The 19,988-nt window shown below is 56.0% G+C and carries 20 protein-coding genes; 16 read left to right on the plus strand and 4 right to left on the minus strand.

Features of this window, described 5'->3' with window-relative positions; genetic code table 11:
- The first annotated feature begins 4 nt into the window (after nt 1-4).
- The gene (locus tag IPM21_07380) at nt 5-1,405 is read left to right on the plus strand and encodes a 1-acyl-sn-glycerol-3-phosphate acyltransferase (protein ID MBK9163717.1); all 1,401 of its coding nucleotides are present in this window, start codon (nt 5-7) and stop codon (nt 1,403-1,405) included.
- 46 nt (nt 1,406-1,451) lie between these two features.
- On the opposite strand, the gene IPM21_07385 is transcribed toward IPM21_07380, so the two are convergent.
- Both IPM21_07385 and IPM21_07390 read right to left on the minus strand, forming a co-directional pair.
- The gene (locus IPM21_07385; GenBank protein ID MBK9163718.1) at nt 1,452-2,066 is read right to left on the minus strand and encodes a phosphoribosyltransferase; all 615 of its coding nucleotides are present in this window, start codon (nt 2,064-2,066) and stop codon (nt 1,452-1,454) included.
- 69 nt (nt 2,067-2,135) lie between these two features.
- Nucleotides 2,136-2,591 carry an NUDIX hydrolase gene (locus IPM21_07390; protein MBK9163719.1) on the minus strand — a complete coding sequence of 152 codons (456 nt, stop codon included), beginning with the start codon at nt 2,589-2,591 and terminating at the stop codon, nt 2,136-2,138.
- A 152-nt stretch (nt 2,592-2,743) separates the two neighbouring features.
- Here IPM21_07390 and IPM21_07395 point away from each other — a divergent pair, with 152 nt between their 5' ends.
- Nucleotides 2,744-4,729, plus strand: a complete 1,986-nt coding sequence (locus tag IPM21_07395; GenBank protein MBK9163720.1) for a VCBS repeat-containing protein — start codon at nt 2,744-2,746, stop codon at nt 4,727-4,729.
- Between the two features lie 83 nt (nt 4,730-4,812).
- On the opposite strand, the gene IPM21_07400 is transcribed toward IPM21_07395, so the two are convergent.
- A complete protein-coding gene (locus tag IPM21_07400) occupies nt 4,813-7,017 on the minus strand; it encodes a PD40 domain-containing protein (protein MBK9163721.1) in 2,205 nt (734 codons plus the stop codon).
- Between the two features lie 388 nt (nt 7,018-7,405).
- Here IPM21_07400 and IPM21_07405 point away from each other — a divergent pair, with 388 nt between their 5' ends.
- The 9 genes from IPM21_07405 (at nt 7,406) to IPM21_07445 (ending at nt 14,285) form a co-directional block, all read left to right on the plus strand.
- Nucleotides 7,406-7,981 (plus strand): hypothetical protein, encoded by a 576-nt coding sequence (locus IPM21_07405; protein MBK9163722.1) that lies wholly within the window; start codon nt 7,406-7,408, stop codon nt 7,979-7,981.
- A gap of 76 nt (nt 7,982-8,057) precedes the next feature.
- Nucleotides 8,058-8,579, plus strand: coding sequence for a hypothetical protein (locus IPM21_07410; GenBank protein MBK9163723.1), 522 nt, complete (start codon nt 8,058-8,060; stop codon nt 8,577-8,579).
- A 69-nt stretch (nt 8,580-8,648) separates the two neighbouring features.
- Complete coding sequence (locus tag IPM21_07415; protein MBK9163724.1) at nt 8,649-9,218, plus strand: hypothetical protein; 570 nt, start codon at nt 8,649-8,651, stop codon at nt 9,216-9,218.
- A 56-nt stretch (nt 9,219-9,274) separates the two neighbouring features.
- The gene (locus tag IPM21_07420; GenBank protein MBK9163725.1) at nt 9,275-10,069 is read left to right on the plus strand and encodes a VCBS repeat-containing protein; all 795 of its coding nucleotides are present in this window, start codon (nt 9,275-9,277) and stop codon (nt 10,067-10,069) included.
- A 7-nt stretch (nt 10,070-10,076) separates the two neighbouring features.
- Nucleotides 10,077-10,568, plus strand: a complete 492-nt coding sequence (locus IPM21_07425) for a GerMN domain-containing protein (GenBank protein ID MBK9163726.1) — start codon at nt 10,077-10,079, stop codon at nt 10,566-10,568.
- Nucleotides 10,569-10,578: 10 nt separating this feature from the next.
- Complete coding sequence (locus IPM21_07430) at nt 10,579-11,244, plus strand: hypothetical protein (protein ID MBK9163727.1); 666 nt, start codon at nt 10,579-10,581, stop codon at nt 11,242-11,244.
- A 30-nt stretch (nt 11,245-11,274) separates the two neighbouring features.
- On the plus strand, nt 11,275-11,688 hold the full coding sequence (locus IPM21_07435) for a hypothetical protein (protein ID MBK9163728.1): 414 nt from the start codon (nt 11,275-11,277) through the stop codon (nt 11,686-11,688).
- A 74-nt stretch (nt 11,689-11,762) separates the two neighbouring features.
- Nucleotides 11,763-13,742: a S9 family peptidase gene (locus IPM21_07440; protein ID MBK9163729.1), complete on the plus strand. Its 1,980-nt coding sequence runs from the start codon at nt 11,763-11,765 to the stop codon at nt 13,740-13,742.
- A 42-nt stretch (nt 13,743-13,784) separates the two neighbouring features.
- The gene (locus IPM21_07445) at nt 13,785-14,285 is read left to right on the plus strand and encodes a GNAT family N-acetyltransferase (protein MBK9163730.1); all 501 of its coding nucleotides are present in this window, start codon (nt 13,785-13,787) and stop codon (nt 14,283-14,285) included.
- A 13-nt stretch (nt 14,286-14,298) separates the two neighbouring features.
- Here the strand turns inward: IPM21_07445 and IPM21_07450 are convergent, their stop codons facing one another.
- Nucleotides 14,299-15,228: a tetratricopeptide repeat protein gene (locus tag IPM21_07450; protein ID MBK9163731.1), complete on the minus strand. Its 930-nt coding sequence runs from the start codon at nt 15,226-15,228 to the stop codon at nt 14,299-14,301.
- Between the two features lie 211 nt (nt 15,229-15,439).
- Between IPM21_07450 and IPM21_07455 the strand changes: the two genes are divergently transcribed.
- The 5 genes from IPM21_07455 (at nt 15,440) to IPM21_07475 (ending at nt 19,833) form a co-directional block, all read left to right on the plus strand.
- Nucleotides 15,440-16,645 (plus strand): tyrosine--tRNA ligase, encoded by a 1,206-nt coding sequence (locus tag IPM21_07455; GenBank protein ID MBK9163732.1) that lies wholly within the window; start codon nt 15,440-15,442, stop codon nt 16,643-16,645.
- 31 nt (nt 16,646-16,676) lie between these two features.
- A complete protein-coding gene (locus tag IPM21_07460) occupies nt 16,677-17,546 on the plus strand; it encodes a metallophosphoesterase (protein MBK9163733.1) in 870 nt (289 codons plus the stop codon).
- Entirely contained in the window at nt 17,543-18,154 is a 612-nt protein-coding gene (locus IPM21_07465) for a CDP-alcohol phosphatidyltransferase family protein (GenBank protein MBK9163734.1), read from the plus strand. Before IPM21_07460 ends, IPM21_07465 begins: the two co-directional genes overlap by 4 nt.
- 156 nt (nt 18,155-18,310) lie before the next feature.
- Nucleotides 18,311-19,369, plus strand: a complete 1,059-nt coding sequence (locus IPM21_07470) for a hypothetical protein (protein ID MBK9163735.1) — start codon at nt 18,311-18,313, stop codon at nt 19,367-19,369.
- A 227-nt stretch (nt 19,370-19,596) separates the two neighbouring features.
- The gene (locus IPM21_07475; GenBank protein ID MBK9163736.1) at nt 19,597-19,833 is read left to right on the plus strand and encodes a hypothetical protein; all 237 of its coding nucleotides are present in this window, start codon (nt 19,597-19,599) and stop codon (nt 19,831-19,833) included.
- The last annotated feature ends 155 nt before the right edge of the window (nt 19,834-19,988 follow it).

Genomic DNA, 19,988 nt, shown 5'->3' on the forward strand with positions numbered 1-19,988 from the left:
TCTGATGACCGACCGAGCGAAAGAGCTGACCTTCAGAGACGTCGTCATTAACCGCCGCGGAGGCCTGACCTATCGCTTTCTCCTCACCGTTTTCGGCGGAGCACTGCACCTCTTTTTCCGCCGGATCGAGACCGTAAACGCCGAGAGTGTCCCCGAAGGCACGGGCGTTATCTTCGTCCTCAATCACCCAAATGGCCTGATCGACCCCGCACTTGTTTTCGTCGCGCTACCGCGGCGGATCGCCTTTCTAGCAAAGTCCACGCTCTTTCGAATGCCGGTCATCTCGTTCCTGCTAAAGACGGTCGAGGCTTTGCCGGTCTATCGCCGCATCGACCCCGGCGAGGACATTACGAAGAACTTCGACACATTTGAGGCTGCCCATCGCCGGCTCCGCGAGGGCGGATCGATCGCCCTTTTCCCCGAGGGCGTCTCGCACAATTCGCCGAAGCTTCTGCCGATGAAGACCGGAGCAGCGCGTATCGCTCTCGGGGCCGTCGCGGTTGGCGAGGGCATCGAGCCGATAACGCTCCGCATCGTCCCGGTCGGGCTTTACTACAGCAATAAGACCACGTTTAGAAGCGAAGCACTGCTTCACTTTGGCGAGTCGTTCGAAGTCGTTCCGGCTGAACTTGACGCGGATGGCCAGCCTTCCCGCGAGGCCGTTCGCGAACTCACCGACCGCATTGAGAACGCCCTTCGCGAGGTAACGCTCAACGCCGAAAACGACGCCGAGCTCGCCGCCGCGGCCTTTGCCGAGCAGATCTTCCGCACAACGCTCGAGACGGACGACCTCCGCTCCCGCCTCGCGTTCAAACAGAAATACATCGAGGCAGAAGATCCCGACGGCGACGCCGAGGGCGGTTCGCGTCTGGAACGCAGTCTGAACAGCTTTGCCGCAAAGCTACACGCGGCAGGGCTTGAGCCCGAGCATCTTTCGCTCGCGAATCTTACCCGCGGCTTCGTCATCCGCCGGGCCATCGTCGGCACATGGTATCTGCTGATGCTATCGCCGGTTGCTATCATCGGCACTATACTTCACTTTCCGGCGTATCAGCTCTCAAAGCTCTTCTCGCATCTGATCACGCGACACGGAGCGGACGATGTCGCCTCGACCGTAAAGGTGCTCGCGGGCATCGTCTTTATGCCGCTGACCTGGCTGATCGGTGCGGGCTTTGCTTTTTACTTTTATGGGTGGGAATGGGCGTTGCTTAGCCTTCCGCTTGCGTTCCTCAGCGGCTACGTCGCCCTGGTCTCGCTTGAGAGTTTTGTCGAATTGAGCGGTTGGGGGCGGGCGATCCTTCGCTTCTTCTTTGACCGCGACGGCTTCCTGCGGCTTTACGTCGAACGGCGCGAGATCCAGCAGGAGCTTTCAAGACTCGACGCCGAAAACACGAAGGACGGCTGAGGCGTCAATTCGCCCCGCCGTCCATTCGCGTCTCGAAAAGACCCTACTAAGCGCGAACGCGTTCTTCGGGCGCATCTGAGGCGCTCCGCGAGGTGCTCCACTCTTCGCCGTTTTCGTAGAAATTTACATCGAAGCTCATCAGCGATTTCAGCGGTATGCCGTCGAAATCATTTGGCGAATCCTCAAAGCGGACGATCGTGCCGATGCCGATCACCTCCGAGCCGACTTCTTTTACCAGGTCGATCGTTTCCTGGATGGCCCGCCCTGAGCGGACGATGTCGTCAACGATTATCGCCGGGTAAACGTCGCCCTGGCCGATATATTGCCGAAACTGCCGTTTGCCTTCTTCCATCTCGGCCCAATAGATCTGATCGGCCCCGAGTGCCTCTCGAACGCCGAACGAGACCATGATGCCGCCTGCGCTTGGGCTGATCACAGAAACGTTCGGCAATCGGCTTGAGATGGCCTTTTGCATTCGAAAGAGCCTGCTCAGGCCCACTGAAAGCACGCGGGCGTTGTCGTAATAGCGAAATGCCAGCGGCATCTGAAAATAGTGCGAGGCGTGTTTCCCGCTCGGGTAAACAAAGTGGCCCCGGCGGTAAGCACCGGTTTCCTTTAGGATGTCCATTACGGATTCCGGCGAAGGTACGAGATCAACCATTCTTAACTCCTTTGTCTTGGATAATTGCTATAAACAATTGTACCATTCTAGTCAGACCCACACGTCGAATCAATCTTCCCCATCAAGAACCTTTTCGAGTATACGACGCTCACGTCGAGTAAGCCCTTCGGGAACCTCGCTTACGGCGAACCAGCGAAGGTCGAGTATCTCGTTGCTAAGCACCTGGCCCGGGCCTTCCCCGCGGGCACTGTAGATAAACTCTAAATGGCGGTCAACCGTCCGGACCTCAACTAACCGGACGTCCGCGATCTCAATACCCGTTTCCTCGCGAACCTCGCGGATAACTGCCGCTGACGGTGATTCGCCGTGGTCGATAAATCCGCCGGGAAAGCCCCACCCCGAATATGGCCTGAGGAGATGCTCAAGAAGGAGCACCTCGCCTTCGCTGTTAACTACAACCGCCGCCGCCGAAGCTGTAAACCGCGGCTGCGTCAGCCGGACGATACGTTTGCGAGCCGCCGGCGGCAGGCGTTTCCAGGAAAGTTTTATCAGCCGTCGTATCAAAAGTTGTTCAAGTTGCTCTGTTAGTTAGGGTTAACCGGACTCAATAAACATGGAACCCCACCATGCTTAGTCGTTTATTAATAATGAGCAGAAATTTTCTTTTTCGCTCCCCCACATCGTCCACTCTATACCGAAAAAGAGGCCTAACCGAAATGAAGTTTTATCGAAGTGTTCTCACACACCTTTTCACAGGTGCTGTTCTCGCCGTCGTGTCGGCAACGGCATTTGCTCAAGAAACAACGCTCAAACGCGATCTAGACACCGCTTTCGACCGCTACGAAGTCACCCAGATACGGCTGCCGGAATCAGCCGTGGAAAACGGGTCTTTCAGCTTAACGGTTCCCGCGGGCGGGCAGAATGCAACGCTCCGGCTTGAAAGGCACGATCTGCGCGCTCAAGATTTCATCGCCGAAGACACCGGCCCGATGGGCAGGACGCCGCTCGAGATGGGCGTTATCAATACCTTTAAGGGCTCGGTCGATGGCGTTGCGGGCTCCGAGGTTCGTGTCAGCATCGGCCGCGACGGGATCGAAGGATTTTTTGGAACGGAGTCTGGCCGATTTTTCATCGAGCCCGCCTCAAAATACAGCGAAAGTGCGGGGCCTGGACTCGCCGTAATTTACCGGGCGGAGGATTCGAAGAACGGGTCCGACTTCTGGTGCGAATCGGACATCCCGAGCAAGATCGAGTATGGCAAAACGCTCGCAGCGAGCTCATCGGCCGAGGCAGTGGCCTCGTTGCGGCGGATCGATCTTGCGACGGATGCCGACCAGGCTTACGTCAACATATTCGGAAGTGCAGCCAATGCGAACGCCGAGATACTAAGCATTCTGAACATGGTCGAGGGAGCTTATGCCTCTGAGCTGAACCTGACCATCCGTGTGACGTTCATGCATACGTGGTCGGTTGCTGATCCTTACAACGGAGCGAACACGTCGCAGATGCTCGATGCTTTTCGCATCCATTGGAACGCGAACTATTCGGTCTTCAACTATCCGCGCACCGCGGCACATCTTTTCTCCGGCAAGAGCACGGCCCAGTCTCAGGGCATCGCATATCTAAGTGTGATGTGCTCTAACAGCTCATTCGCCTATGGCATCAGCGGATATATCAGTTGGGCGCCGGGCAAATATCTTATCTCCGCCCACGAACTCGGCCACAACCTCGGGGCGAACCACGCCGAGGCGGCCCAGGGGTGCAGCAATACGCTTATGAACTCGACGCTGAGCGGCTCTACGCCGGTCAGTTTCTGCCCATATTCCCGCAACGAGATAACGAACTTCGTTTCTGCTTACGGACAATGTATGGCGTCCGTATCATCGCCGCGGTTCGATTTTGACGGCGATCGGCGAGCCGACATCGCACTCTTCCGGCCCGAAACAGGTGCATGGTATTTGAACCGCAGCCAGGCGGGCTTTGAGGCGTTTACGTTCGGAGCGGCAGGTGACGCGGTCGTTGCCGAAGACTATGACGGCGACGGCAAGGCCGACGCGGCAATTTTCCGAGAGGGACAGTGGTGGATGATCCGCAGCGGCACAAACACGATCGATGTCCGCAGCTTCGGAATGGCGGGCGACGTCCCGGTTCCGGCAGATTTTGATGGCGACGGCAAGGCCGATCTCGCGGTTTTCCGGCCCTCGAACGGCGTTTGGTACCGGCTCTTTAGTTCAACCGGCAGCTTTACCGGAGCACCTTTCGGCCAGGCCGGTGATATTCCGATGCCCGGCGATTACAGCGGCGACGGCAAGGCCGACCTTTCGGTCTTCCGGCCTGGGGGCGGTGTCTGGTTCCGGCTCAACAGCGGCAACGGAAATGTCGTTATAACGCAATTCGGAATGCTCGGCGACAAGCCGCTAACTGGCGATTTTGATGCCGACGGACGGCTCGACGTGGCCGTCTGGCGGCCGGCGACGGGAGCGTGGTATGTGCTCCGCAGCAGCAACGGCTCGTTCTATGCAACGACCTTCGGGATCGCCAGCGATGTTCCGGCACCTGCCGATTATGATGGCGACGGCAAGACCGATATCGCCGTCTATCGGCCAGCGGACGGCATCTGGCACCGGCTCAATAGCTCGAACGGTGCATACAATGCCATGCAGTTCGGGCTGCCGTCGGACGTTCCGGTTCAGGCAAGATAAGTATTACTCCAACCGAAAAAACTCGGGCGGCCCCGCAGCCGCCCCTTTTTTGTTTTGCTACCGGACGGGCCATTTCAAGGTTGTCAGTATGAGATCCGCACGACGTCCTGGCTGTGCTGTGTATTTGATATCACGATCCGTTTGCCGTCTTTCGACCAGTTGAATGAATTCGTCCGCCCGGAGCCAAGCCCTGCGATCTGTACAGCCTCGCCGCCGTTGATAGGGATCAGCAAGAGTCCAACATCATCGCCATCATAGACGATCTGCCCGATCGAATTCCCACTCGGATGCCAACGCAACTGACGCTCCTCGATCGTTCTCGGAATAGTGAGTTTGCCCAGAAATTTGCCCTCATCGCTCGACATCAGCCCGATCTTCCATCGGCCATCTGTTTCTGTGTCAATAAAATAATATGCAATAGTCGATCCATCCGGCGAGACCCTGGGCCGTGCGGCGTAGCTCTCGCCTACTGGCGTTCGCGAACCATCGTTAAGATCGATGCGTTCAGCCACCAAAGGAAGCGAGCGAAGCCCCCGCTGAAAAACCACAGATCGTCCGTCGGGCGAGAATGAGGGAAACATATCCTCTGGCCCCTCAGAAAGTTTCCGCAAATTCTTGCCCCCTTTGTCAGCGATCTTCAAAAAGTGCTTCCCATCTTCGGTCGCCGCAAAAACTATCGATCCATCGACCGGCGAAACTGCCATGCCAAACGTCGGGTTAGCATTTACGGTGAGCTGCTGCTGTCCGCTGCCGTCGGCTTCAATTTGCCACAGCTCGCGGCGGCCGGACGCGTGTGAGAGATAGAGAACCTCGCCTTCCGGTCCGAAATCCACGAGTTCGATCAAACCGGATTCGCGCAGTATCTCGCGGCCGGTGCCGCGCTTCGCTTTTTCATCTATCTCGAAGATCTCGACCGTTGACGTCGGACGCTTTTGAACGGCCAGGAGTTTTCCGCCCGAACTGGCAAGCCAGTTGTAGGCGTTCAAGTCGTTTGTGACCTGAGTGGCGGCACCGGTCCTCACCGCAATTGTCCAGATCTGGCTTGCCGAAGGCTCGATGGAATGTGCAATGAAGGCGATATTCTCGGCGTTGGTCCAGGTTAGATTTTCGATTATGTCCCATCGATGGTCCGCTACAGATATTTCGTCGCCTTCCCTTGGGTCAACAAGTATGATCCGCGAACCGCCTGCCTCATCATGCTCGTTTATCGCGGCTGCTATCGTCGTTCCATCCGGCGACCATGCGACCGGACTCGCACTAAAGTTAGCAAAGGACCGCTTGCCGTAATCCGCGCCTAGCAGGACACGCATGTTGCTACCGTCCGCGTCGGCGATCAAAAGCTGGGTCTGCTTCTCAGACGAACGCGACCGCGTAAACGCCATCTGCCGCCCGTCGGGTGAAAAGGAGACCGATGCTCCCGTCGTGATTCCTTTTATCTCCTCTATCGGTCCGCCGAGTATCGGCATTCGCAGCAATTTTGGGTCTGCGATATTGGCAGAAAATGTTGTCGCGTAGATGAAATTATTGTCCGGAGTCACGGCGAGGCCCACGAAACGCGTCTCAGTTGGCGGCATTATTCGTTGCTGCGCACCGGTTGCCAGATGGTGAAGCCACAGGCTTTCACCGCCAGGTTCGGTCTGCGAAAAAACCGCGTACACTCCGTCCGCCGATCCTGCGACATTTGTGATCCGTCCGGTCGACGTCACTTTTGTCAGCTCAAGCGAGCCGCCGGCTTCGCTCTGCTGCGGAGTCCCAAAATAGAAATACGCCGCGCCGGTGAAAAGAAGTGCCACAACGCCCACGAGTACGGCCCTGGTTCGTGTGCTCGATCCTATTCGCTTTCGAGATGGCAGTTGCGTCCGCTCGGCCGCGCCTTCATAGCTCGAAGAAACGATCTCTTCCTCGATCACGACCTGCGACCGGCTGTGGGTCTCAATAATTAGTTCGTTATGTTCGACGCCGCGTTCTTCGACCTTCGCCACAAACGCATAGCCTTTCCCCGGAATGGTCACGACGAACTGCCCGCCGCCATTCTGGGTGCCGAGTATCTTTCGAAGCGCGGATATTTGTACGGAAAGATTGTTTTCCTCGACAAATTGGCCGGGCCAAACGCCGTCCAGGATCTCGGATTTCGTCAACTGTTTGCCGCGGTTCTCGACCAAATAGCAAAGCAGGTCGAATGCCTTTGCCTTCATCGGGATCTCGCGTCCGGCGTGCGTCAACGTTCGGCGCTCACCGTCGAGTTCGAACTCACCGAACCTGAACTGTGCTGCCGAGAGTCTTTCCATACGGATTAGGAAGTTTTAGGAATATTTAACCCTGAAATTAAGGACATTCAGATCAAAATGCTCAAAACTCGATTCGTCCCAAAACAAATGTGTCGAGGCCCGGAACTGTGCGAAAGTCTGGAAATGATAACAGAGAATCCGGCTATGAACAATAAAATAAAGGAACTCTTCTAATGGACCGAACCGTAAGAAAACGAACCGAGATCACAGTCGAAACTCATTCCAGGACGACGATCCGTTGGAGGAACATCACGCTATATCCGCTCGTGCCCGGCACCGCCGCAAATAGCGAACCCGTTGAAATTGTGGGTGCAGTCGATCTACAAGACGATGCTATCCCCGGGCCTAGCCGGAGCCGGACAAAAGGGGAACAACAATAAGGAGAAAGATGAGACCGAAAAATAGACTATTCATTTCGCTGATACCAGTGCTTGCTGTAGCGCTTGGTTGTTCGAGTCTGATACCGCGAGGGGGCAACCTTTTTGAGGGCGACAATGCCGCCATTGCCGCGGCCGCGATCAAAGAAAAGGTTGGCACGGCAAAGGTACGGGTCATTCGCGGTGAGATCAGGCCGAACGTTATGAAGCTGGTCATTCAGTCCGAGACAAATCCGAAGGATCAGGACGAGTACACGTATGAACGCGGATCGGTCTCCGGCCCAGAACCGGTCAAGATCCACAAGGTTTTCGCCGACAACGTTCACCACGCCACGGATATTGACGAGATAAATTTCCTCGCATTACCCAAAACACTAGAGCGTGCCAAACAACTGGCCGACCCGGCTGGAGCGACCATTGATCTGGTCTCAATGGACAACCAATATGCCAAAACCGCCGATCCCCGGTTGACTGGCGAGGAAGCCAAGGCGTGGGCGCTTACATGGCGGATCTTTGTCGAGGGCACTCGATCACAAACTTACTTTTGGGCAAATAAGAACGGCAACCTGAACGAAAAGGCATATTAGAATAGAGGGAGCCAAAGGCAAGGTCGGAGAGGCGTACAGCTCTAACAGGACCGAGATCGAAGTAGGAGAAATCATCATGACAAAAGGAAAAATGTGGGAATTCCAAAGCGATCTTCAGATCACAGGCTCGTGCGGCGTTGAGTTGACAGCCGACGTGCCAGGGACGAAGAACTTTTCGGCCGGCCTCACTAAACAGGCCTTTCAAGTGACAGATCATAAAAATGGCCAGAAAGTATGGCTCGATTTCCACGGCTTTGGAGCCGGCGGATCGCTAGGGGTTTCCATTCTAGGTAACTTCGGATTTAGCGGTTCATCTGAGGACTTTTTTTCTGTCGGTACTCACTTCTACGGTGGAGCTCTCAACTACGGAGCTATTGAACTCGATGAGATGGTCAATCGCGAAGCCCTGATCTATTCGGGCAGCCTAACGGCGAGCAAAGGCGGCGGGCTAACCTTGATCTTTGTGCGACCGCTCCCGGTTTTTCCGTTTCCCGTTGCTTGGCATTCGATTGTTGCGGTCGCAGGCCTTTCGCTCTCAAGCAATTTTGGCGGAGGTCTTTCTCAATATTATGGCCTACTTACCCGCTCTTCGAAATAGGCCTTGTTGTCATTCGCAAATTGCGACTATTTGAAACGTCGTAGGACTGAATATTGTGGAGAAAGAGCTATGAACAGATCGACGGTTGTTGCAGTTATCATGCTCGCGTTGTTTATCGCGTGTTCAGAGGCAAATGCCCAGATGGGTGCGATCGCGGCTGTTGATGAGCCCGCGGAACGGCCAAAGCCGGCTGAGGGCGGCGGAGCTTCGGTCGGCGGCGGTGCCGGCGGAAGCACCGCACGAACTACAGGCACACGCCGCGGCTCGCGTACGACCGGCAAACAAACGACGGCGAAAAAGCCAGCGGCTCCTCGAAAGCCGGCCGCTCCTGCGAAGTATGACGGCTTTGTCGTCGGCGATAAGTACACGTTTCTAAATTTCGAGGTTGTCTCGGCGGAAAAGCCTTATCACACGCGAGCCGCGAAGGCGTCCGGGGCGAAGGGCCTGGTGCAGGTCGAAGTGCTTATCGGTGTTGATGGTTCCGTATTGACCGCAAAAGGGCGAACGGGCAATAAAGAGCTGTGGCCTGAAGCCGAGCGAGCCGCACTCGCGTCCAAGTTCAATCGCCCGACATTCGGCGGCAAGCCAGCCCGAGCGATAGGGTTTCTGGTTTACCGTTTCGGCCCGGCTGATGACTAAGGCCTGTTTGCCGAGAGTGAGGATAGATCCGCGTAGAGCACCGAGAAGATAGACATATGACCCGCATCATCTTATTTGTTTCGGTTGTGCTCCTGACCGGCGGCACGCTTTCGGGGCAGGAACCGATCATCCCGATCGTGCAGGGAAGCTACCTTGTCGGCGGAACACAGGGCGGAAAATGGCTAAAGCCCGCTCGCGTGCCTCTTGGGGCATCGCCGAAGTTTCGCTCCGTTCGAAACGACGCCGACGACAAAACGATCCTAATTGGCCGAACCAACGAGAAATGGGGCGCGTGTGATGAAAACAGGATCGTTCGGTTCGACAGCGGAGATGAGCCTGTTGACGAGCTGCCCGGGCTCTTTATCGGTGAAAGAGCCAACTGGAATTTGATCCCTCGCCGGCCGGTTAAGTCGGAAAGCGGGGACCCCGCCATAATCAATGCGGTCGCAACATTTCTGCGTTCGAAAGGCATTCGAAAGTCGCCGACACGCATCACGGAAGCTCTTTCCATCGATCTTGACGGCGACGGCAACGCCGAAGAGATCATCACCGGCTATTACTATCGGCGATGGGAGGAATTTGCCCTTTCAGCGGGCGATTATTCGTTCGCACTGCTTCGCGTCGGTTCGGGCCGGGCAATGCAGAATATACTTTTGGACGGCCAGTTTCTCGACGAACGCGTCCTCGCAGATTATGCCGAGCATTCCGTCGTCGCGGTTGCAGACATGAACGGCGACGGACGGATGGAGATCGCGATCAAGTCCACTCATTCGGAGAGCGATCGCCAGATGCTCTTCGAGTTTCAAAGAGGCAAGGCTGTAATGCTCTTTGACGAATCGTGCGGCGGCTAACACATTTATGAAACCTCAGCTTTTCCAACTTCTCTGCGTCCTGCCACTAGTCCTTCTTCTATTGCCGATCGGCGCCGCCGCCCAGACGCGTGAGGTGACCGTCTATTTCTGGGAGTTTAACCGCGACGAACCGGGCGACGATATGATTCCGTTCAAACGCGTCGTCGATGCCAAGGCACCGCTTCGCCCGACCATCGAAGCTCTCATCGCCGGGCCGACCGAGACCGAAGTAGCCGGCAAATATTCCGGCGTTGCCTATGGCGACTTGAAGCTAAGCGATGTTCGGGTCAAAGGCTCGACCGCACGCATCGATTTTGTCCGCGAGATCCGCGACGACTACTACCCCGGCGATCTCGAAACGCTCCGCTTCGAAGCGACCGTCATTCGTACAGCGAAGCAGTTTCCGAACATCAAAATGGTCATCGTCTGCGTAAACGGCATAAACGAATTTGGGATCGGAATGGTCGAAGACCGGCCCAGGCCGTGTCCTTCGAAATAGTAGCAAAATTATGACAGGAACAACCGCAAAGATAGTCCTCGCGATCGGGGCGACCGCGCTTTTTACGTCGGCCGTCCTCATTGCCACATTCGCCGGATTTCTCTATTTTCGGAAAGCTCCCGAGCCGACGGTAGTTACCGCTCCGGCCGATGGCCGGAAACCGCCTTCGGTGCCGGCCGGCCCGCGAAAAAGGGGTCCGGCGGTCGTCAAGGCAGATGAGATAGCCGAGATCTCTTTGTATCGAAGCTCAATGAGATCGACCGCATCGACCAAGCCGGCGGCGTTCTTCGGAAACATCAACGTCCAGAACTTTATCTCGGAAAGCTCGACCCTCACGTTTCTCGCGTCCGGAACGGCAACCAAGGTCGAAGCCGACGAACGAACCGACGATGGCATAAAGACCTTTAGCGGCCCGACGAAGTATGAAGTAAACATCGGCCGCGATGCTTTCGCCCGTCTTGCTGCAGTGATGGCGGAAAACGACTTCGCAAATGAGCCGGACTCAACGAACATCATTTCACTTCCGATACGAGTGGAACTGACCGTGAAATATGGTTCCAGCACAAAGCTGATCAAAGCAAGCAATGCCGGTCAGGACACGCTCGAAATGACGGCAATGCTCAATGCGATCGACCAGCTCGCGGGAAGCACCGACTGGCGCGCGGGACGAAAGTGATTCGAACTTTGCGATGCTAATATAAGACGCATGGCGTCTGGTGGACCTCTCACAACGATCAATATCGGTCAAGTGCTTCCGTGGGAGATCGTTGCTGCGGTCCATCGTTCGCGAAACGGCATTTATCAGAAAGACGGCCGGCTTGTCTCGCTGCTGACCGATTTCGGCCGGATCAATCCCTGCTATCCTGATTTCCACGGCGATACCCGCGACGTTATCCACTACACCGGCTCCGGCCGCCGCGGCGACCAAAAACTCGATGCCGCTAACAGCGCTGTCATTGCCGCGATCGATTCCGGCCACGCGGTTCCGTTATTCAACAAGCTCGGTGTGAACCGATGGGAATATCTCGGAGAGTGGGCCGTAACCGATGGCCGATACATCTACGATGAGCAACGCGAGCGAATGGTCTGGAAGTTCACCCTCGTCCGCTCCGCCGCCTGAGATTGCCGATGGCGGCAAATTGATGCACAATACCTGCCACATCCACCACGAATTCATTTCAGGAGACCGAGACCATGAGAACCTTTGCCCGCTTTGCGTCGTTGCTACTTGCCGTCACTTTTTTTACCGCTGCCGCCTACCCGCAATACACGTGGAGTCCGGAGCTCCAGGTGAAGTTAAAAGGACTCGGTTCGCCGGAGATCTCGCCGGATGGCCGAAGGGTCGTTTACACCGTCAACGAAGCAGTAATGACCGCCGAAAAGAGCGAGTTCATCACCCATATCTGGATGGCCAATACCGATGGCAGCGACAATCGGCAGATCACCTTTGGCGACAAGTCAGCCACCAACCCTCAGTGGTCGCCGGATGGCTCGATGATCGCCTTCACTTCGAACCGAAAGGATAATCGCAATCAGATCTACGTTCTGCGGGTCGCGGGCGGCGAGGCCGAGCAAATAACGGACGGCAAAGGTGCCGTGGGCAATTTCGAATGGTCACCTGACGGCCGCTCGTTCGCCTTTACGATGACTGACCCGCGAACCGATGAAGAGGAAAAGGACGGCAAGGCCCGAAACGATTTCCGCTGGGTCGATGAGAACGTAAAGCTTGCCCGGCTGTATCTAACGCCGCTCGCGGCCGATGCCGCCGGCAAACGCGAGGTGAAAAAGATCGGCGATGTCGGCCGCCACGTAACTGCGTTCGATTGGTCGCCGGACGGCAAACGGATCGCGTTCGCTCACGTAAAGTCGCCGGTCGTCGATTTTTGGCCTACCTCTGATATTTCTATCGTCGATGTAAGCTCGGGCTCGGTTTCAGTGCTTGCCGCCACCGAAGCGGCCGAGGCTAACCCGATTTTCTCGCCAAACGGTAATTTTATCGCTGCCTCGGTCAGCGATCTTCCGGTCCGCTGGGCGCAAAGTAATCGCATCGCCATCTACCCCACGGGCGGTGGCGCGCCGCGAAAGCTCTCAGCTTCACATGACGGCCAGCCGAACCTTCTCGCCTGGCATCAGGACAGCAGCGGCATTCTTTTTACCGAAGCTCGCGGAACAGGCACAGCACTTTACGATGCGAATATCGATTCCGGCACGATCCAGATGATGGACAATCAGGACGCCGTGATCAGCTCCCCATTTGCCGGCAAAGACGGCTGGTACGCCTTCGTTAAGCAGACGTCTGATTCACCGCCTGAGGTGTTCGTCGGCCGACAAGACGTAATGGAGGCTCGAAAGGTCTCCAACGCGAATGCCGAGTACGCAAAGTACACGGTTCCGCGGACCGACGTCATCAAATGGAAGAGCAAGGACGGCAGCGAGATCGAAGGGCTCCTGACCTATCCGATGGGCTATACGGCGGGCACCAAGGTTCCGCTGATCCTGAATATCCACGGCGGGCCTGCCGGCGTCTTTAACCGGAATTATGTCGGCGGCCGCGGCGCCTATCCGCTCGCCTCTCTTGCTGCTAAGGGCTACGCCGTCCTCAGGCCCAATCCGCGTGGATCGTCGGGCTACGGCGTCGAATTTCGCCGGGCGAACATCCGCGATTGGGGCGGGATGGATTACGAGGACCTGATGACCGGGGTCGACCACGTAATCGCGATGGGCGTCGCCGACGCAAACCGGCTTGGCGTAATGGGCTGGAGCTACGGCGGTTACATGACATCGATGATCATCACCAAGACCGACCGCTTCAAGGTGGCCTCGGCCGGGGCACCGGTGACGAATCTGATGAGCTTTAACGGCACGGCGGATATTCCCTCGTTCGTCCCCGATTATTTCGAGGCGGAGTTTTGGAACGACCCAGCCGTTTACGCAAAGCACTCCGCGATGTTCAACATCAAGAACGCCAAGACCCCAACGCTGATCCAGCACGGCGAGAACGACATCCGCGTGCCGATCTCGCAGGGCTATGAGCTTTACGTTGCGCTAAAACGCCGCGGCGTGCCGACACGGATGATCGTTCTTCCGCGCCAGCCGCACGGCATTCAAGAACCGCGGCTCCAGATCGCGACGATGCAAAGCAACCTCGACTGGTTCGAAAAATACCTTAAGTGAAATGTGAGTCCCGTTTTCTTGCGTACCGCGTCTTATTTAGGTATGGCCAAGATCCGAAAAGCGGAAACGAGCGATAAAAATGCGGTTTGGGAGATCATCCGGGAGGTGATCGCCCGCGGGGATACCTATGTCTTTGATCCGGGGTCTTCGAAAGAAGAAATGCTCGACTACTGGTTCTCGCCAGAGAAGAACGTTTACGTTGTGTCAGAAATGAGCAGCCAAGAAACCGAGGTCGTTCTCGGGACGTTCTGGTTAAAGGCGAATCAGCCCGGGCTTGGCGATCACGTCTGCAACGCGGCTTATATGGTTTCGCCCGCGGAGCACGGCAAAGGCATCGGGCGAAAGATGGCCGAGTTTTCGCTCGAAGAAGCCCGCCGGCTCGGCTTTACCGCAATGCAGTTCAACTTCGTCGTTGCATCGAACACGGCGGCGGTTCGTCTCTGGCAGTCGATCGGGATGGAGATCATCGGCACCATTCCAAACGCCTTCCGCCACAAAACTCTCGGTCCGACCGATGCTTACATAATGTATCGGGAACTTTAGCTATGCAGCACGATCATTGTGCAGGCATTCCCGCCTTCTCGGCGCGTTGCTGAAGGTCTTTAGCTTTTTCGGCGTCCAGCACTTGAAGAACCGCGATCTGCGCACGAACGCCGGAATAGTTCTTCAAATTCATATACGCAAGTCCAAGTCCAAGCTGAGCAACCGACTCCTTCGGGTCGTTCGTAATTGCCTTTTTGTACGAGGCGACTGCCCGTTCGTTCTGCTTGGTGTTCAGATACGCGTCCCCGAGATAGGCGAATGCAAGAGCAGCGTTCGGCAGCAGTTCGGTCGTCTTTTCATAATGGGGGATAGATTCGGTATACAACTTCCGATTGTAAAATGAGTTACCGAGCCCGAAATGGGCGTCTGCGATCTTGGGGTCAAGCCGGATGGCCTCTGTAAGCGGTGCAACTGATTCCAGATATCGTTTCTGTGCGTTATAGATCTTGCCGAGATTTGTTCGGGCTACGGCATGATTCGGGTCAAGCCGTATGGCCTCCTTTGTAAACTTTTCGGCATCCGGATAGATCTTGCTCTCAAGCAACGAGTAACCAAGAAAATAATTCGCATTGAAGTTGTTTGGGTCGAGCGCGATCTGGGTGCGGAAGGCCTTTGCCGCTTCCGCATAATCGCGGGTCAGGATGGATACCCGTCCGATGTATTCGAACGACTTTCCATCAGTCGCGTCGAGTTCCGCGGCCCGCCTAAATGACGGCAGGGCATCGCTGTATCGGCGAAGGTTGAAAAGTGAAAGGCCGAGATTAAAATGGGCCCCCTTGTTTGTCGGCTGTTTCACCGTCACTTTTCGGAAGGTTTCTGCCGAGGCCTCGAATTGTTTTGCTTTGAATTGTTCCAACCCGGCAGCAAAATCCGGGTCTTGAGCCTGAGCCGCGGCGGCCGAGAAAAAAAGAACTGCAATTATCGGAAGTACTAGTTTCTTCATAAGTGGACTTAGTTAATGAGTTTGGCAGTAGCCGAACCCGGAAAAAAAGGGGTGAAGAGTTCCTTGATCACGAGACCGATCGGATAAGGAACTGACCAAAAAATGATAACCCGAAATGGGGCGAGAGTGAAAATCTAACGCTGCGGACACAGCTTTTATCTGCGGGCAGATAGCCGTTCGGCGGCGAAGTGTCTTACAATTCTTGGTTTATATGACCATTGACGAACAGTTGGAGATCTTAAGAAAGGGCACCGTTGACCTGATCCGCGAAGAGGACCTGCGGGCGAAGCTGGAGCGTTCGGCAAAGACGGGCAAGCCGTTACGCGTAAAGCTTGGGCTTGACCCGACGGCGCCTGATATTCACGTCGGCCATACGGTCGTCATCCGCAAGCTGAAGGCCTTTCAGGACCTTGGACATACGGTCATCTTTCTTATTGGCGATTTTACGGGAATGATCGGAGATCCTTCGGGCAAGAACGTGACCCGCCCGCCGCTAACGAGAGAAGAGGTCAACGCCAATGCTGAGACCTACAAGCAGCAGATGTTCAAGCTGCTCGATCCCGAAAAGACCGAGCTTCGCTTCAATGGCGAATGGATGGACAAGTTTACCGCAGCCGACTTCGTAAAGCTCTGTGCAAAAACAACGGTCAAACAAATCCTCGAACGCGACGATTTCAGCAAACGGATTCAGGAGGAAAAGCCGATCTCGCTCCACGAATTGCTCTATCCGCTGACCCAAGGGTATGACTCGGTCGCGCTTGAATCGGACGTCGAACTTGGCGGGACCGATCAGAAGTTTAACCTGCTGATGGGCCGCAATCTTCAGCGAGAGTTTGGCCAGGAGCCGCAGGTCATCATCACCACGCCCTTGCTCGAAGGGCTCGACGGCGTCAATAAAATGTCGAAGTCGCTCAACAACTACATCGGCATCGAGGAGCCGCCGAATGAGATGTTCGGCAAGGTGATGTCCATCTCAGACGAGCTGATGTGGCGTTATTACGAACTGCTGACCGACCTAACGCAAAGCGACATTTCAAACTTGAGATCGGAGATCGATAGAGGCGAGAATCCGCGGAATGTTAAGGTGAAACTCGCAAAGCTCATAATTACCGATTTTCACTCCGCGGCCGATGCCGCCGCCGCCGAAGAGGAATTCAACCGCCTCTTTGTCAACAAAGAAGTGCCCGACGATATTGAGCGAAGGCAAATGCCTGCAGGCACTTACCGGATCGCGGACCTGCTTGCCGAAACCGGCCTTACCGCCTCAAAGGGCGAGGCCCGTCGTCTCGTCGAACAGGGCGGCGTAAAGATCGACGGCGAGAAAGCATCGAACTCTACGGCCGAGATCAGCGTCTCTGATACAGAGGTTCTACTTCAGGTCGGCAAGCGGAAGTTTTTGAAGCTGATAGGTAACTAACCGGCCGCAGACTATAATCTCAATCGAGGGTGTGATCAAACCTGCACGAGCAAAACGAGAACGACTGACCGAGCGGATCAATGAGTTGATCGCCGCCGACCAGCCCCTGCGCGAACTTGCCGGCAATCTCTCGCGGGTCGCGAAGTACGCGATCGATGAGGCGAACAGCCTTTCGCTCGAACATATTGTGGTTTCGCTGCCGCGGCTACCGAAAAAGCTCGACGGGTTTCGTATCATTCATCTCTCCGACATTCACCACAGCCCGTTCACCTCGCTCGAACACATCACGCGGACGGTTAAGGTTGCGAACAGGCTCAAACCCGATATGTTCGTGCTTACCGGCGACTACGTTTCGCACGATCGGACGTACATCGGCCCCGTCGCCGAGGTGCTCGGTTCGCTAAAGGCAGAGCACGGAACGCACGCCTGTCTAGGCAATCATGACCATTGGACGGACGCACCGCTCGTTGTTTCCTCCTTCAAAAAGGCGGGCATCAACATGCTTGTCAACGAAGGCCTTCGCTTCGGAGCACGCGGGGCGGCGTTCTGGCTTGCCGGAGTTGATGACCACATGGTCGGCGAAACGGATCTTCCGGCCGCGATGAAGGGAGCCTTTCCCGACGAGTTCAAGCTTTTGCTGGCTCACAACCCGCTCATCTTTCGTCAGGCTGTCCGCCGCGGCATCGACCTAACTCTGAGCGGCCACACCCACGGCGGCCAGGTCCGCGTCCGCACTCGCACACCAAAGGATCGCCTCATACCGCGGCGGCGGCTCTCGGCCGGGCTCCATCGGCGAAAGGATTCGCACATTTATATAACCCGCGGCATCGGCACGGTCGTGCTTCCGGTCCGCTATCAGTGTCCGCCTGAGATATCGCTGCTTGAGCTGAAGGCCGAATGATCTTGACCATCCCCAACCTTCTCACCTTTCTCCGCATGGCCCTGATCCCGGTCTTTGCCAGCCTTTTATTTTACGGAAACAGCCATTGGGCTTTGCTCGTCTTTCTCATCGCCGGCGTCTCGGATGGCGTTGACGGCTTCGTCGCTCGCCGGTTCAAGCAGGAATCAGAACTTGGGACGATCATCGACCCGATCGCCGATAAGCTCCTGATGACCGTAGCGTTCATCGTTCTCTCGCTGCCGGGCGTGCTTGAGCCCGTCCGGTTTCTACCGGTGCCATTTTGGGTAACGGCCGCCGTCATTGGCCGCGACGTGCTCATCATCACGGTCGCTGGCGCGATCAATATAATCACCGGATTCAAGGGCTTTCGCCCCTCGTGGCTCGGAAAGCTCTCGACCTTTGTCCAGGTCGTGGCAGTAACGCTCGTGCTTATCGCGGCCGTTACGGGCTACAGTTTCTATCTCCCGACCGTTTATTTCTTCGTTGTCCTTTTGGCCGTCGCGTCCGGCTTTCACTACATCTTTCAGGTCGCCCGGCTAATGAATGAAGACACCTCACTGCGCGAACGGTCTGAGGATCCGGATTTAAGACCACCTTCGGAATCATGAACTGAATGTTTCAAGCGAAAATGCGGCTTGTTTCGATCGTGTCTCCAAAGGCCGCCTGACCCTTTTGCCAAAAAAATGCTTACCAATTCGCCGATTTAGGTCCATACTGTCCATATGCCCGCGAATTTCGAATGATCACACGGGAGGATCGTATTTATGAACATGAACAAGATATCGCTGGCAGTTTTGGCCGGTGCGCTTTTTATCACCGGCTGCAACCAGGACCAGCCTCAGCAGAACGTCGTTGTTGAAACCAACGCGAACACAAACGCAAACACGCTGGCGATGGCGGAACCGACGCCTGACCTTAGCGACTACTGGGCTCGCGACAACTTTGACCTCCGACGAGCAGGTGCCTTGCTTGAGCGGTCGAACAGCCCGCAGGAATTCGAGCGTTACCTGAATGAACCTGACGGCATCAACAACCTTGACCTGAATGGCGATGGTTATGCCGATTACATAAGTGTGCAAGAGTTTGGCGGCGACAACGACCTCGAACGCGGCATCTCCCTTTTCGCACGCTACGGCCCGGACCTCGTCCAGGACATTGCCACTGTCTTCTTCTATCGCGATGAGCCGCGGTACACGGGAGCTCGCGTGATGTTTCGCGGCGACGAGGGGATGTACGGCGATAATTATAATTATGAGACGAATTGGCTCGACCGCTCGCTCGGCTTGGTAAATTCGCTGTTTGGTGACCGCGATTACTATAGTTCACCGTATTATTACGACAACTATCCGGATTACTACGATCCGTATTACGTGGTCGAAACGCCGTATTACCGCACCCGCATAACAGAACGCTATCCGGACCCCGTTTTCGCTTATACAACTCAACCGGCCTTCTACGACAAGATAAAGATCAAGTCGCCGAACAATGGCCGGCACCTCGGGCAGATCAAGGCCCGCTTTGCCAAACCGACAAAGGAACAGGCCGAGTGGTACAAAGCAAATCCGGGCCGCCCGCCATTCAGGAAACCCGGCAACAAAGGCGGTGTTTACGGCAAAGGGCCGGACGGCGTCCGTGACGAAAAGACGTCTCAGGACGAGAATCCCGGCCGCGGCGATGACCGCCGCGAAGAGCGTCCGGGCGACAAGGGCCAGGGCCGTGACGACAAACCCGGGAAGCCCAATGATCCGGGAAAGAGCGGCGGTAAGCCTGACAACCCAAACAAGGCCGGCAAGTCCGACAAGCCTGGAAAGGGCAAACCGTAGATCGTGAATCGTAAATCGCTGATCGTGCGGGCTGTGGATCTCTTGATTTCGCAGTCCGCATTTCTCATTCCGCATTCCTCCGGGCGGGAAGCACAGAGAACCTAGATCTGTGTAAGTGTCTCAGCGCACAGACGTGTTGCAGGTTTCGGCACTATTATTTAGTTATGGGTTAAGGTGCCGTGATTTGCGGCTATCAGTTGCCCGGGTCTTCGGAGGAGACCCCTGAAATGAGTAAAAATAATAAAGCGTTTCTTATCATCGGGCTTGTCGTAGTTGCCGGTCTTTTCTTATTCTTCGCCAGCGGATTGTTTGGCAATGGCATGATGGACGGTTGGCGGTCTGGCGGCGGCATGATGGGCGGTCGCGGTAGCTTTGGCTCCGGCTTTATGTGGTTGCCGACTCTGCTCTTTCTCGGCCTCGGTATCGCCCTCGGGTGGCTGATCTGGGGAAGAAACCGGGCGTAGGCTTCGCGGGAAAGACAATTATCTTGATCATGCGGGCAAGGCTTCAGCCGCACATTTTGGTGTAGTTTGGAATTCCGGCCGATATCCGCCGGCCTTGTGACCGGAGATCATGACCGAGCAAAGAACAAAAAGGGCCGCCTCGTCTGAAGCGGCCC

The sequence above is a fragment of the Acidobacteriota bacterium genome (genome assembly GCA_016716435.1).
Taxonomy (GTDB): domain Bacteria; phylum Acidobacteriota; class Blastocatellia; order Pyrinomonadales; family Pyrinomonadaceae; genus OLB17.